Annotated in this window: 7 protein-coding genes; all 7 read left to right on the plus strand. The window is 62.6% G+C overall.

Going from position 1 to position 13,394, the window contains the following annotated elements:
• The first annotated feature begins 181 nt into the window (after positions 1-181).
• The 7 genes from ACQ4W0_RS08655 to ACQ4W0_RS08685 all read left to right on the plus strand — a co-directional run bounded on the left by ACQ4W0_RS08655 (position 182) and on the right by ACQ4W0_RS08685 (position 13,393).
• The gene (locus ACQ4W0_RS08655) at positions 182-3,778 is read left to right on the plus strand and encodes an indolepyruvate ferredoxin oxidoreductase family protein (RefSeq protein WP_436576392.1); all 3,597 of its coding nucleotides are present in this window, start codon (positions 182-184) and stop codon (positions 3,776-3,778) included.
• Between the two features lie 134 nt (positions 3,779-3,912).
• On the plus strand, positions 3,913-5,436 hold the full coding sequence (locus ACQ4W0_RS08660) for a S41 family peptidase (protein WP_436576393.1): 1,524 nt from the start codon (positions 3,913-3,915) through the stop codon (positions 5,434-5,436).
• A 163-nt stretch (positions 5,437-5,599) separates the two neighbouring features.
• On the plus strand, positions 5,600-8,323 hold the full coding sequence (locus ACQ4W0_RS08665) for a TonB-dependent receptor plug domain-containing protein (protein WP_436576394.1): 2,724 nt from the start codon (positions 5,600-5,602) through the stop codon (positions 8,321-8,323).
• Positions 8,324-8,482: 159 nt separating this feature from the next.
• Positions 8,483-10,282, plus strand: a complete 1,800-nt coding sequence (locus tag ACQ4W0_RS08670) for a M14 family metallopeptidase (protein ID WP_436576395.1) — start codon at positions 8,483-8,485, stop codon at positions 10,280-10,282.
• Positions 10,283-10,402: 120 nt separating this feature from the next.
• Positions 10,403-11,548, plus strand: coding sequence for an ankyrin repeat domain-containing protein (locus ACQ4W0_RS08675; RefSeq protein WP_436576396.1), 1,146 nt, complete (start codon positions 10,403-10,405; stop codon positions 11,546-11,548).
• Positions 11,549-11,655: 107 nt separating this feature from the next.
• Positions 11,656-12,810, plus strand: a complete 1,155-nt coding sequence (locus ACQ4W0_RS08680) for an MGDG synthase family glycosyltransferase (protein ID WP_436576397.1) — start codon at positions 11,656-11,658, stop codon at positions 12,808-12,810.
• A 10-nt stretch (positions 12,811-12,820) separates the two neighbouring features.
• Positions 12,821-13,393 (plus strand): dual specificity protein phosphatase family protein, encoded by a 573-nt coding sequence (locus ACQ4W0_RS08685; protein ID WP_436576398.1) that lies wholly within the window; start codon positions 12,821-12,823, stop codon positions 13,391-13,393.
• The last annotated feature ends 1 nt before the right edge of the window (position 13,394 follow it).

Here is a 13,394-nt window from a genome sequence, read left to right on the forward strand (position 1 = left end):
AAACAGTAGTTAAAAGAGCACCAGCCTGGGAGTGCAGCGCAGCAAAGAACTGCGCGCATTCCTGTGGTAGTCTACGACAAACAAGTCATTTTTCCGCACCGGCATGCTTACAAAGCGCCACCGGTACGTGTGAGTTCAACCGACTTTGCACGCGTAGCACAGAGAATAATGGAGACAAGTAATGAATGCACCAATCAAGGGCTCGAATCTTGAGCCGGGCGCGCACGCGTCCGAGATTTCCCTGAACGACAAATACACGCTGGAGCGTGGCCGCGCCTTCATGACGGGCACGCAAGCGCTGATCCGCCTGCCCATGTTGCAGCGCGAGCGCGATCTGAAGGCTGGCCTGAATACGGCCGGCTACATCACCGGTTACCGCGGTTCGCCTGTGACGTCCGTCGACATGACGGCGATCAAGGCCAAGAAATACCTCGATGCACACCACGTCAAATTCCACCCGGGCCTGAACGAAGACCTGGCCGCCACGGCTGTCTGGGGCACGCAGCAAACGAATCTGTTCGAAGACGCGAAATACGACGGCGTATTCGGCATGTGGTACGGCAAGGGTCCTGGCGTCGACCGCTGCGGCGACGTCTTCAAGCACGCGAATAACGCCGGTTCCGCCAAGCACGGCGGCGTGCTGGTGCTGGCCGGCGACGACCATGCGGCCAAATCGTCGTCCACGGCGCACCAGTCCGACCATATCCTGAATGCTTGCGGCATCCCCGTGCTGTATCCGTCGTCGGTGCAGGAATACATCGATTACGGCTTGCACGCCTGGGCCATGAGCCGCTACACGGGCCTGTGGGTCTCGATGAAATGCGTGACCGACATCATCGAGTCGGGCGCCGCCGTCGATTTCGACCCGGACCGCGTGCAGATCACTCTGCCGACCGACTTCGAGATGCCGGCCGGTGGCTTGAACATCCGCTGGCCCGATACGGTGCTAGAACAAGAAGTACGCATGAACAGCTACAAATGGTATGCAGCGCTGGCGTATGCGCGTGCCAACAAGCTCAATAAAATCATCTGGGACAGCCCGAAGGCGCGCATCGGCATCATCACGGCCGGCAAATCTTACCTCGATACGCGCCAGGCGCTGGCCGACTTGGGCATTGACGAGCAAGTGGCGGCCGACATCGGCATCCGCCTGTACAAGATCGGCATGACCTGGCCGCTGGAAGCGGACGGCGTGCACGAATTTGCCAAGGGCCTCGACGAGATCCTCGTGGTGGAAGAAAAGCGGCAAATCCTCGAGTACGCGCTGAAGGAAGAACTGTACAACCTGAAGGATGGCGAGCGTCCGCGCGTGGTCGGCAAGTTCGACGACACGGGCGAATGGAGCAACCAGAAGGGCACGGGACACGGCGACTGGCTGCTGCCGGCCACGTATGAACTGAACCCGGCCATGATCGCCCGCGCGATTGCCAGCCGCATTTCGCGCTACTACGCCGGTCATCCCGTCGAGCAGCGCGTGAAGGAACGCATCGCCTACCTGGAAGCCAAAGAGAATGTGCTGAAAGCGATCAGCGTGAAACCCGATCCGCAAAAGGACCGCACGCCGTTTTTCTGCTCCGGCTGCCCGCACAATACCTCGACCAAGGTGCCGGAAGGCTCGCGCGCGCTGGCCGGCATCGGCTGTCACTACATGGTGCTATGGATGGACCGCGAAACGTCGACATTTACCCACATGGGCGCCGAAGGCGTCACCTGGGTGGGACAGGCGCCGTTCACGAATGAAAAGCACGTGTTTACCAACCTCGGTGACGGCACGTATTTCCACTCGGGCATCCTGGCCATCCGCGCGGCCGTCTCGGCCAAGGTGAACATCACCTACAAGATTTTGTTCAACGATGCGGTGGCCATGACGGGCGGCCAGGAATTCGACGGCCCCCTGTCGCCGGCCATCATCTCGCGCCAGATCGCCGCCGAAGGCGTCGGTCCCATCATCGTCGTCACCGACGAACCGGAAAAATACCCGGACGATTACGCCTGGGCGGAAGGCGTCACCGTGCGCCACCGTTCGGAACTGATGGACGTGCAGCGCGAACTGCGCGACATGCCCGGCGTGTCGGCCATGATCTACGACCAGACCTGTGCCTCGGAAAAACGCCGCCGCCGGAAACGCAATGAATACCCGGACCCGGCCAAGCGCGCCGTCATCAACGAAGCCGTCTGCGAAGGCTGCGGCGACTGTTCCGTGCAATCGAACTGTCTGTCGGTGGAACCGCTGGAAACGGAACTGGGGCGCAAGCGCCAGATCAACCAGTCGTCCTGCAACAAGGATTTCTCGTGCACGACGGGTTTCTGCCCAAGTTTTGTGACGGTGGAAGGCGGCGGCTTGAAAAAGCCGAAGAAGGCGGCCAGCGCCGACAAGGACGCGCCAGCCGTGCCGGCCTTGCCGACACCGACGATACCTTCGACGGCGGAGCCGTTCGGCATTCTGGTGACCGGCATCGGCGGCACGGGCGTGGTCACCGTCGGCCAGATCCTGGCCATGGCGGCCCACGTGGAAGGCAAGGGCTGTTCCGTGCTGGACATGAGCGGCCTGGCGCAAAAGGGCGGCCCTGTGATGTCGCACGTGCGCCTGGCGGACCGCCAGGAAGACATCCACTCGACGCGCGTGGGCACCGGTGCGGCCGATCTGGTGATCGGCTGTGACTTGATCGTCACGGCCAGCCGCGACGCGCTGTCGCGCATGGGAGAAGGACGCAGCTGGGCCATGATCAACTCGACCAGCTCGTCGACGGCGGCGTTTGTGAAGAACCCGGACTGGCAATTCCCCGGTGCTTCGGCGCGCATGGAAATTGAAAAGGCGTGCGGCAGCGACCATGTGGACTTCATCGACGCGGGCCAGATCGCCACGGCACTGATGGGCGACTCCATCGCGACGAATATGTTCATGCTCGGTTATGCCTGGCAAAAGGGCAAAGTGCCGCTCACCGAAGCGTCGATCATGAAAGCCATCGACTTGAACAACGTCTCGGTGGCGTTCAACAAGGCCGCCTTCAACTGGGGCCGCGCGGGCGCCCTTGATACGGCCAGTCTGGTGCGCATGACGACGCCGGCGAAAGTGGTGGAATTCAAGCGCATCGACACGCTTGACGACATCATCGAAAAGCGTGTTGCCTTGCTGACGGCCTACCAGGACCGTGCGTATGCGCAGCAGTACCTGGACTTCGTCGGCCAGGTGCGCGCCGCCGAAAGCGCCCTGAATGGCCCGCACTTGCGCCTGACGGAAGCCGTGGCCCGCTACTTCTACAAGCTGATGGCTTACAAGGACGAGTACGAAGTGGCGCGCCTGTACACGGACGGCGCCTTCCAGGCGAAGATCGCCGCCATGTTCGAAGGCGACATCAAGCTCAAGTTCCACCTGGCGCCACCGATCATGGCGAAAACGGATGCCCAGGGCCATCTGATCAAGAAGGAATATGGCCCGTGGATGCTGAAGGCGTTCGGCGTGCTGGCCAAGTTCAAGGGCTTGCGCGGCACGGCCTTCGATGTGTTCGGCCATACGGCCGAGCGCAAGATGGAGCGCGCGCTGATCGCCGAATACCGCGCGACGGTGGGCGGCTTGCTGCCGAAACTGACGACGGCCAAGCTGGCGCAAGCCGTGGCCATTGCCAGCATCCCGGAAGACATCCGCGGCTATGGTCACGTGAAGGAGCGTCACCTGGAGGCGGCGAAAGAGAAGGAAGCGAGTTTGCTGATCGCCTTCAACGCGCCGACGCCGTTGCCGCCCATCGTGGCAGCACCCGTGGCGGCCACCGTGGCGTGATGGTGTGATGGTGTGATGGTGTGAGTGTGACGTTGACACAATGGCGCCTGCGGGCGCCATTGTGTCAAAGAAAACAACGCCTGTTTGTAAAACGCATTATAATTTTTCGATAATTTCTTTATGGAAAGTTTATCATGCGTTCCCTGCGCTTTTCCGCCCAGCCTTTGCCCCTTGCTCGTCCTGTTGTCCTTTCCATCGCGCTGCTGTTGAGTGCCTGCGGCGGCGGAGGTGGCAGCAGCGACAGCACGTCCGTCGTCCCTCCCGTGACGCCGACGGGCCCGACGGCGCTGGTCGCTGCATCCACGGTCGCGAACCGCTGCGCCGCGCCGCGCAGCGGCAGCAGCACCGACAAGCAGGGCACCTTGCTCGATGAACTGACGTGGGTGCGTAGCTGGATCGATGAAACCTATCTGTGGTACCGCGAAGTGCCGACCACGTATCAGCCGCAGAGCTTTGCCACGCCGAAAGCGTATTTCGACGTGCTGAAAACAACGGCCACGACGGCGTCCGGCAAGCCCAAGGACCAGTTCCATTTCACGTACACGACGGCGGAATGGGAAGCCTCGCTCAATGGCGTGGAGCTGGGCTACGGCATGTTGCTGGCGCTGACGCGCACCACGCCGCCGCGCAAGGCCGTGGTCACCATTGTCGAGCCAGGCTCGCCGGCGGCACTGGCGGGTTTGCAGCGCGGCGACGAGCTGCAAACCGTTGACGGAACCGATTTCGTCAATGCCCCCGACACTGCCAGCGTGAATATCATCAATGCTGGCCTGTTCCCTGCAGCGCAAGGCACGCACACGCTGGGATTCAGCCGTGATGGGACGGCGCTGAGCGCTACCGTGCAGGCGGTGGAGGTCAGCACCAGCGCCGTGCAAAACGAGCGCATCATCGACACGCCCACGGGCAAGGTGGGCTATCTGACTTTCAACACCCACAACAACGTGGCCGAGCGCCAGCTGGTCGAGACCATGCGCCGCTTCCAGGCGGCCGGCATCAGCGACCTGGTGCTCGATGTGCGCTACAACGGCGGCGGCTATCTGGATGTCGCCAGCGAGCTCGCTTACATGATTGCCGGTCCGCAAGTCACCACCGGCAAGACCTTCGAGCAGGTGCTCTTCAATGACAAGACCAAGCCGGAAACGCCCGTGCCATTCCATGCGCAAAGCCAGGGCTTTCCTGGCCCGAATCCCCTCGCCAAAGGCACGCCGCTGCCTTCCCTGGGCCTCAAACGGGTGACCTTGCTGACAACGGGCAATACCTGCTCGGCCAGCGAAGCCATCATCAACGGCTTGCGTGGCGTGGACGTGCAAGTCAATCTGATCGGCGGCACGACGTGCGGCAAGCCTTACGGTTTTTATCCTGCACCGAATTGCGGCACCACGTACTTTGCCGTGCAGTTCCAGGGTGTCAACGCCAAGGGCTTTGGCGACTTCGCCGATGGCATGGTGCCGACCTGCGACGTGGCGGACGATTACCAGCACCAACTGGGCGACGCGGCGGAAGGCATGCTGGCGGCGGCGCTGCGCTACCGCAGCAGCGGCAGCTGCACGCCGGCCACGGGCGCGACCAGGCTGTTGAGTTCGATGCAGAGTCCGACCGACACGGCCATGCGTTTGCTGCGGCCGGCCTACAAGGAAATTGCCATCATTCGCCGTTAAAGCGTATGCCTCTGCCATGATCTTGCAATAGCGCCTGGCGTTTTCCTGCTCATGAATCTTTCCATATAACAATTTTGATATATGGAAAGATGAATCCATTCGTTCTGTAATTGCTGGCATCTTGATATCTTTCGCCTTCTCCCTAACCTTGAGAAGCGCAAAGATGCCTATACAATTCAAGTTACCACCGCTCACCGTAGCCGTACTGGCCATCCTGGGCGGTTCCGCATGGCAGGCGCACGCACAGACGCAAGCGCCCGCAGCGGATCAGCAGCCAGCGGCGACCCCGCAGGCCGTCGTGGTCACTGGTTCGCGGATTCCCCGCGCCAGTCTGGAGGGACCATCGTCCGTCACCATTCTGACGGGCGATGAAATCACCAAGCAAGGGTACAAGAACGTCTTCGATGCGCTGACCAACCAGGTACAGAACAGCGGCTTTACGCAAGGCGAGGATTTCGGCAACACGTTCACGCCGTCGGCCAATACCATCAGCCTGCGCGGCCTGGGCCCGAACCACACCTTGATCCTGCTCAATGGCCGCCGCCTGGCCGACTTCCCCGTCGCCTATGAAGGCACGGTCAACTTCACCAACCTGGCCAATATTCCGTCGAGCATCGTCGACCGCATCGAGATCCTCAACGGCGGCGCCTCGGCCATTTATGGCTCGGACGCGATCGCTGGCGTGGTCAACGTGATCCTGAAAAAACAGACGGAAGGTTTTGACATCAACGTCAAGGCGGGCGGCACCACGCGCGGCGGCGCCGGCAACCAGCGCGTGCAGCTGACGGGCGGCGGCAATTTCGACAAGCTGCATACGCTGTTCAGCGTGGAGCTGAGCCAGCGCGATCCGCTGTCGAGCCTGGACCGCGACTTCATGGCCACCAAATCGGGCACGCCGACGAATATCGCCTCGCGCCGCATCGTGCAATCAGGCACCTCCGGTACCTATCAGGACTTGGGCGACACGTGCAGCCAGTTCGGCGACCTGTTCGGCGGCAGCGTCATCAAGTATCAGGCGAAGAACGGCAGCTATTGCGCCAGCCCGAAAGTGGGGCCAACCTACTGGACCACGCAGACCAAGAACCGCAGCCAGAACGTGTTCGGCAGCGCCAACTATGAGCTGTCGCCGGAAACGACCCTGTTCGCCGACTTCTTGATCGGCAAGAACTCGACGGAAAACAATACGCGCGGCCCGACGTGGACGTCGTCGTCGACGGGCAGCAGCTATTTCCGTAACCAGAATACCAATCGTTACGAAGCGTGGACGCGCTATATCTCGCCCGAGGAAATGGGCGGCGTGGAGCGTTACAACCGCAAGTGGGACGACCTGGCCACAGCCATTTCGCTGGGCGCCAAGGGCCGCATTCCCGGCACGTCATCCTGGCAGTATGAAGCGAATTACAACGCCTCGATGTACAAGAGCGAAAGCCACACGCCGCGCGCGCTGGCTAATATCGACAGCTTCTTCCTGGGTCCGAAACTGGGCACCGACGCTGCCGGCGTGCCGATCTACGCACCGGACCCGGCCCGCTTGTCGCGCCGCGTGACGGCGGCCGAATTCGACAGCATCACCGGCAATTCCGATAGCGACGACAAGGCCTGGACGAATACCCTGAGCCTGGCCACCAATGGCGATCTGTTCCAGCTGCCCGCTGGCGCGGCGAAGATCGCCACCATTGCCGAAGTGGGCAAGCAGGGCTTCAGCAATGTTCCCGATGCGCGCCTGAACAACGGTTACTTCAACGTCGCCACCAAGTCCGATATCACGGCCGGCACGCGTACCCGCTATGCGCTGGGCGCGGAAGTCAACCTGCCGCTGCATGAAAAGCTGACCGGCACCCTGGCTGGCCGTTATGACCGCTACAGCTTTGCTGGCCGCCACGAAGGCAAGTTCACCTACAACGGCGGCCTGGAACTGCGTCCCGCGCCGGAGCTGCTGTTCCGCGCCAATTACGCCACCAGCTTCCGCGCGCCGGACATGAACTATATCTATAAGGCGCGCGGCACCGGCTACTATTCGAGCACCACCGATTATTACCGTTGCAACGCGGCCGGCCAGGCCATCGACAAGTGCGAATTCGCCAGCAAGTCGCCGGGCGCCGACTATGTGCAGAACGGCAGCCGCGACCTGCAGTCGGAAAAAGGCAAGTCGTTCGGCGTGGGTGCCGTCTGGTCGCCAAGTTCCAATTTCGACGTCTCCGTCGATTACTGGAACATCAAGATCGACGACCTGGTGACGAACCTGAGCGCGGACAAAATCCTGCGCGACGAAGCTGATTGCCGCCTGGGCAAGCTCGATGTCGCTTCGCCTACCTGCGTCGATACCCTGGGCCGCGTCGAGCGTTTCGCGGCCAATGCCCTGAACCGCGCCGGCGAGATCAAGACCATCACCGTCAATCCGATCAATGCTGCCAAGCAGAGCAGCAGCGGCATCGACATCAGCGTCAAGTATTTGCTGCGTACGGCGGACTATGGGCGCTTTGCCTTCAAGGCCAATTACGCCAAGGTACTGAGCAATAAATCGCAGCAATTTGTCGGCGACGAAGAGATCAACGAGCTCAAATCGCTGAAAAATTCGGATTGGCGTGACAAGTTGAACCTGAGCGTTAACTGGAGTGCAGGGGACTGGTCGAACACTTTGCTGGTCAGCCGCTACAGCAAGATCCCGAACGGCGGCGGTACCGGCTACCTGACGCCGACGGCGTTGGCCAATATCAGCACCGTGTACCGCATCAACGACCGTGCCACGCTGTCACTGATCGTCAACAACGTGTTCGACAAGATCAAGCGCGACGACAGCGGCGGCTGGCCGTACTATCCGGTGGGCAGCTACAGCCCGCAAGGCCGCCAGGGATGGGTCGAATTTAACTATCACTTCGGCTCTTGATGTCACGCCACGCTTTCCGGCCTAACATCGGCCGCAGGCCAGCATGAAAAAATAAACCGGAACAGCGCATGCTGTTTCGGTTTTTTCATTTCCGGCGCGGCTATTCCGTGGCCTCCACTCTATAATTGCCCGCTTGTCCCTCTTGATGGAGCTAGCCCGATGCTACGCCATGTCCTGCTGTCCGCCGCCATGTTTTCCCTGTTTTCCGTCAACGCGCATGCCGCACGCGATATGCGGCTGTTTTCCCTGAAGACGGTGGCCGAGTACTCCGGTTTCAAGGAGACGGGCCGTTACGAGGAAGTGGAAGCCTTGTGCCAGCGCTTCGAGGACCATCATCCGAAACAGGTGCGCTGCTTTGAATTCGGCCGCACGCCGGAAAACCGCCCCATGCTGGCGTTGGCCGTTTCCAACACGGGCGCGCTGACGCCGGAGGCGGCCAAGCTGCGCAAGATACCGGTACTGCTGGTGCAGGGGGGCATCCATGCGGGCGAAATCGACGGCAAGGATGCAGGCTTCCTGGCCCTGCGCGAAGTCCTGGAAGGCAAGGCGGCCGCCGGTGCGCTGGACAAGCAGGTGCTGCTGTTCGTGCCCGTGCTGAATGTCGACGGCCATGAGCGCTTTGGTGCGTGGAACCGCCCGAACCAGCGGGGGCCACAGGAAATGGGCTGGCGCAGCACGGCGCAGAATTTCAATTTGAACCGCGACTACATGAAGGCCGACTCTCCGGAGATGCAGCATATGCTGGCGCTGGTCAATGCCTGGGATCCGCTGGCTTACGTGGACTTGCACGTGACGGACGGCGCGCAGTTCGAACCCGATATCTCGATCCAGGTCGAACCCGTGCATGCAGGTGATGCGGCCTTGCGCGTGGCGGGAACGGCACTGCGCGATGGCGTGCTGGCCGACCTGGCAAAGCAGGGTTCCGATCCGAAGCCGTTCTACATGTCATTTGCCGAAGAAGACAATCCGCAGTCGGGTTTTGTCGATTCGATGCCGAACCCGCGCTTCTCGCACGGCTATTTCCTGTTGCGTAACCGTTTCGGCGTGCTGGTGGAAACCCACTCGTGGAAGGATTACCCGACCCGCGTGCGCATCACGCGCAACACCATCGTTTCCCTGCTGTCGCAGGTGGCGCAGCACGGCGCCGCATGGAGGCAAACCGCCATGGAGGCGGACCTGCGCGCGACGCAGCTGGCCGGCAGTGCGCTGCCCCTCAGCTACAAGACCACGGAGAAAAGCCGCATGATCGCGTTTCGCGGCTATGCCTATACGCGCATGCCGTCCGAAGTGTCGGGAGCGCTGATGACGCGCTATGATGAAAAGACGCCGCAAATCTGGAACGTGCCGCTGCGCGACGAGATCGTGCCTGACCTGCAGGTGGTCGCGCCGAAGGCCGGCTACCTGGTGCCGCGCGCGCAGGCGGCCATGGTGGGCGCCAAACTGCGCCAGCACGGCATCGCCTACCAGGAAATGCGCAGCATCTTCGCCAGGCAGAATGTGGAAGTCTTCCGCGCCACGCAGGTGAAGTTCGGCGCGCAGTCGTTCGAGGGACGCCAGACGCTGGCGGTACAGGGCGAATGGCAGAAGGAAGAGCGCCTGGTCGATGCGGGCGTGCTGTACGTACCCGTCAACCAGCCGAAGGCGCGCCTGGTGATGGCGCTGCTCGAGCCGCGCGCGCCCGACTCGCTGCTGGCCTGGGGCAGCTTCAACACGGCGTTCGAGCGCAAGGAATACATGGAGGACTATGTGGCCGAGGATGTGGCGCGCGCGCAACTGGCGGCCGACCCGGCGCTGGCGGCGCAATTCCGGCAGAAGCTGGCCGACGAGCCCGCATTTGCAAAGAATCCGCATGCGCGCCTGGAGTTTTTCGCCCGCCGCCACGCCTCGTGGGATGAGCGCTTGAACCTGTATCCGGTCATGCGCGTCGACGTGGCGCCCGTCAGTTTCATGGATTTATAACGCCCAATATGCGCGTCGCCGGACGGTGCACACCGGAGTTGTCAAATCGCGCAGATTAATCGAAAGAAAATGCTATTCTCCGCTCGATGATGGCGCCGCCAGCACGAGCAGAGACGAGGAATGGGTAACAACACACTGTACAACCAGCACCGCGAGACATTTTTTCGCCTCTGCGACGCCGTGGGTGAGAATCAGGTGGAACAGGTGCGCAGCCTGCTCCAGGCCACACCGCTGCTGTTGACCTTGCGCCGCTACAACATGGATGACGGCGAATCGCTGCTGCATCTGGCTGCTGCCGGCGGCAGCAGCGAGGTCTGCGCCCTGCTCATGTCGCTGGGCATGGACATCGACCTGCCCTTGCCCGGTTACCGCAACCATACGCCGCTGGAGGCGGCGGCAAGCCATGGCCATCTCGATACCTGCCGCTGGCTGCTCGAACATGGTGCCGCCGTCGATGGCCTGCCGGACAACATCCTGTCGCCGCTGGACAGCGCTTGCGTTGGCGGCCACCAGGACGTGGCCGCGTTGCTGCTGCAGCGGGGCGCCAATCCGAACCGCCTGCACACGCGCTGGAACCAGGCGCCGGTCGATATTGCCACCGGCTGGGGCTTTCCCGCTATCGCCCAATTGCTCGCTGCCGCCGGCGGCGTCAGCATACTTGACGTGCCGCAGCAAACAGCTGCCTCGCCGCAGGATGCGATCCGCACCTTCATGCACAACAGCGCCGGCTGGGTATTGCCTGCCGTGTTCAGCCCGGACAGCGGCGACGCGCGCTTTTCGCTGGGGATCAGCTGCATCGCCGGCAAGGGCGATTTCAAGCTGCTGTTTACGGTCGGCCTGTTCCAGCAATTGCCGATGACCGAACTGGCCATCTGCCTGCCGGCCCGCTGGCCGCTGACCGTGCACGGCTTTACGGAGCACAGCCCATGGCGCTTTCCGGTGGCGCTGCTGGCGCGCCTGGGACGGCGCACGCTCGATCAGGCCAGCCTGGCGGCGGGCGAGCTGCTGCGGCATGACGATCCGCAACTGGCGGACCTGGCCTGGCCGGACGGCGTCGATGCGCTGCTGGCCATCGACAAGCGCTGGAATCAGGCGCCGGAGGAAGAAGACATGGCCGACGATGACAAGGTCACCATCTACCTGCTGGTGCCGGTGAAGTTCACCAAGAAAGGCGCGCCCGACGCCAGCACCATGCCGGCTTTGATGGAACGCAAGCTCAAAGGCAGCTGGAAAGTGTCGGCCTTGCCCGTCCCCGTTATTCGCTAGCGCCGGCACGCGCGCATGGCCAGATCAAGGCGGCCAGCTTGCGGCAATGTTATCCTGCCTATGCATCTTTCGCGTCCGCGTTCAACCTGTCCACGCATCGGTTTTCCATGACACAAAAAATTCTTCTTCTGAGCGTCTCGGCCGGCGCCGGCCATATGCGCGCGGCGCAAGCCATCGAGGCGCATGCGGTGCGCGATGACGGTGCAGGGCCCGCAGCGCTGGCCCGTCATCTGGATGTGATGGACTTTGTCACGCCCGCATTTCGCAAGCTGTACACGGATTTTTACATCAAGCTGGTCAACAAGGCGCCCGCGCTGTGGGGCTATCTTTACCATGCCAGCCACGATGCACCACGCGATAGCTCGATGCAGCGCCTGCGCCGTGGCATCGAGCGCCTCAACACGCGCGCCCTGATGGCGCAGATCGCCGCCTTCCAGCCCGACGCCATCATCTGCACGCATTTCCTGCCGGCCGAACTGCTGTCGCGCGCGCTGCGCCAGGGACAGCTGGCCTGCCCCGTCTGGGTACAGGTCACCGACTTCGACTTGCACCGCATGTGGGTGCAAGAACGGATGCAGGGCTATTTTGCCGCCACCGATGAGGTGGCGTTCCGCATGCGCCACGAAGGCATCCCCGCCGACCGCATCCACGTGACGGGCATCCCCATCATGCCCGCGTTTGCGCAGGTGCCCGAGCGCGTGCAGTACGCGCAGGCATTCGGCCTCGACCCGCAGCGCACGACGATCCTGCTGATGGGCGGCGGGGCGGGATTGGGCAGCCTCGATACCGTCGCCGCGCGCCTGCTGGCGTTGGACGGCGACTTACAGCTGATCGTGCTGGCGGGGAAAAGCGCTCCCGCGCTGGCGGCGCTGCAGGAACTGGCCGGCCAGTACCCGGGCCGTTTGCTGGCGCAAGGCTTTACCAGCGAAGTCGAGCGACTGATGGCGTGCGCCGACCTGGTGATCACCAAGCCCGGCGGGCTGACCACCTCGGAATGCCTGGCCCTGGGCTTGCCCATGATCGTCAATGCGCCGATTCCCGGCCAGGAAGAGCGCAATGCCGACTATCTGCTGGAGCAGGGCGTGGCCCTGAAGGCATTCGATGCCGTGACGCTGGAATACCGCGTGCGCCTTTTGCTCGACCATCCGCAGCAGTTGCAATCCATGCGCGCGAAAGCGCTGGCCCTGGGCCGCCCGCGCGCCGCTCTGGACGTGCTGGCGCAGGTGATGGGCGACGGGTGCGCTGGCGCCGTTCTTCAATAACTAGGAAGCCATGATGCTGCCTGCAGTACTTTTGACCCTCGCCTTGGGACTGGCCGCCGCGCCGGCCGGGGCACAATCATCGCCGCCACGCCCTCCGGACTGGGCCACGCCGCTGCCGCTCGTGTCCAACCTGCACCAGGTCACGCCCGTCCTGTACCGCAGCGCGAGGCTTGACAGTGCCGACGTGGCCCAGCTGCAGGCGCTGGGCGTGAAGACGGTGATCAGCCTGCGCTCCTTCCACTCCGATACGCAGGTGCTGGAAGGCAGTGGCATCCGCGCCATCCGCATCCCCATCAATACCTGGGCCATCGGCGACCGGCATGTGATCGCGACCATGCGTGCCATCCGTGCCGCCGGGCAGGACGGGCCCGTCCTGCTGCACTGCCTTCATGGCGCCGACCGCACGGGCATGATGGCCGCCATGTACCGCATGCTGTATCAGGGCTGGCCGCGCGAGAAGGCGATCGATGAGCTGAAAAATGGCGGTTACGGCTACCACGCCGTGTGGAAAAACATCGAACGCTATCTGTCGCGCGTGAATGTCGACGAACTACGCGCGCGCATCGACGCGCCGCAGCCCTGAT

This window comes from Janthinobacterium breve, assembly GCF_051380895.1.
Taxonomy (GTDB): Bacteria; Pseudomonadota; Gammaproteobacteria; order Burkholderiales; family Burkholderiaceae_D; genus Janthinobacterium.

Coding starts and splice junctions, on each gene's coding strand:
- ACQ4W0_RS08655 (WP_436576392.1), top strand. CDS start 182: ATGAATGCACCAATCAAGGGCTCGAATCTTGAGCCGGGCGCGCACGCG.
- ACQ4W0_RS08660 (WP_436576393.1), top strand. CDS start 3,913: ATGCGTTCCCTGCGCTTTTCCGCCCAGCCTTTGCCCCTTGCTCGTCCT.
- ACQ4W0_RS08665 (WP_436576394.1), top strand. CDS start 5,600: ATGCCTATACAATTCAAGTTACCACCGCTCACCGTAGCCGTACTGGCC.
- ACQ4W0_RS08670 (WP_436576395.1), top strand. CDS start 8,483: ATGCTACGCCATGTCCTGCTGTCCGCCGCCATGTTTTCCCTGTTTTCC.
- ACQ4W0_RS08675 (WP_436576396.1), top strand. CDS start 10,403: ATGGGTAACAACACACTGTACAACCAGCACCGCGAGACATTTTTTCGC.
- ACQ4W0_RS08680 (WP_436576397.1), top strand. CDS start 11,656: ATGACACAAAAAATTCTTCTTCTGAGCGTCTCGGCCGGCGCCGGCCAT.
- ACQ4W0_RS08685 (WP_436576398.1), top strand. CDS start 12,821: ATGATGCTGCCTGCAGTACTTTTGACCCTCGCCTTGGGACTGGCCGCC.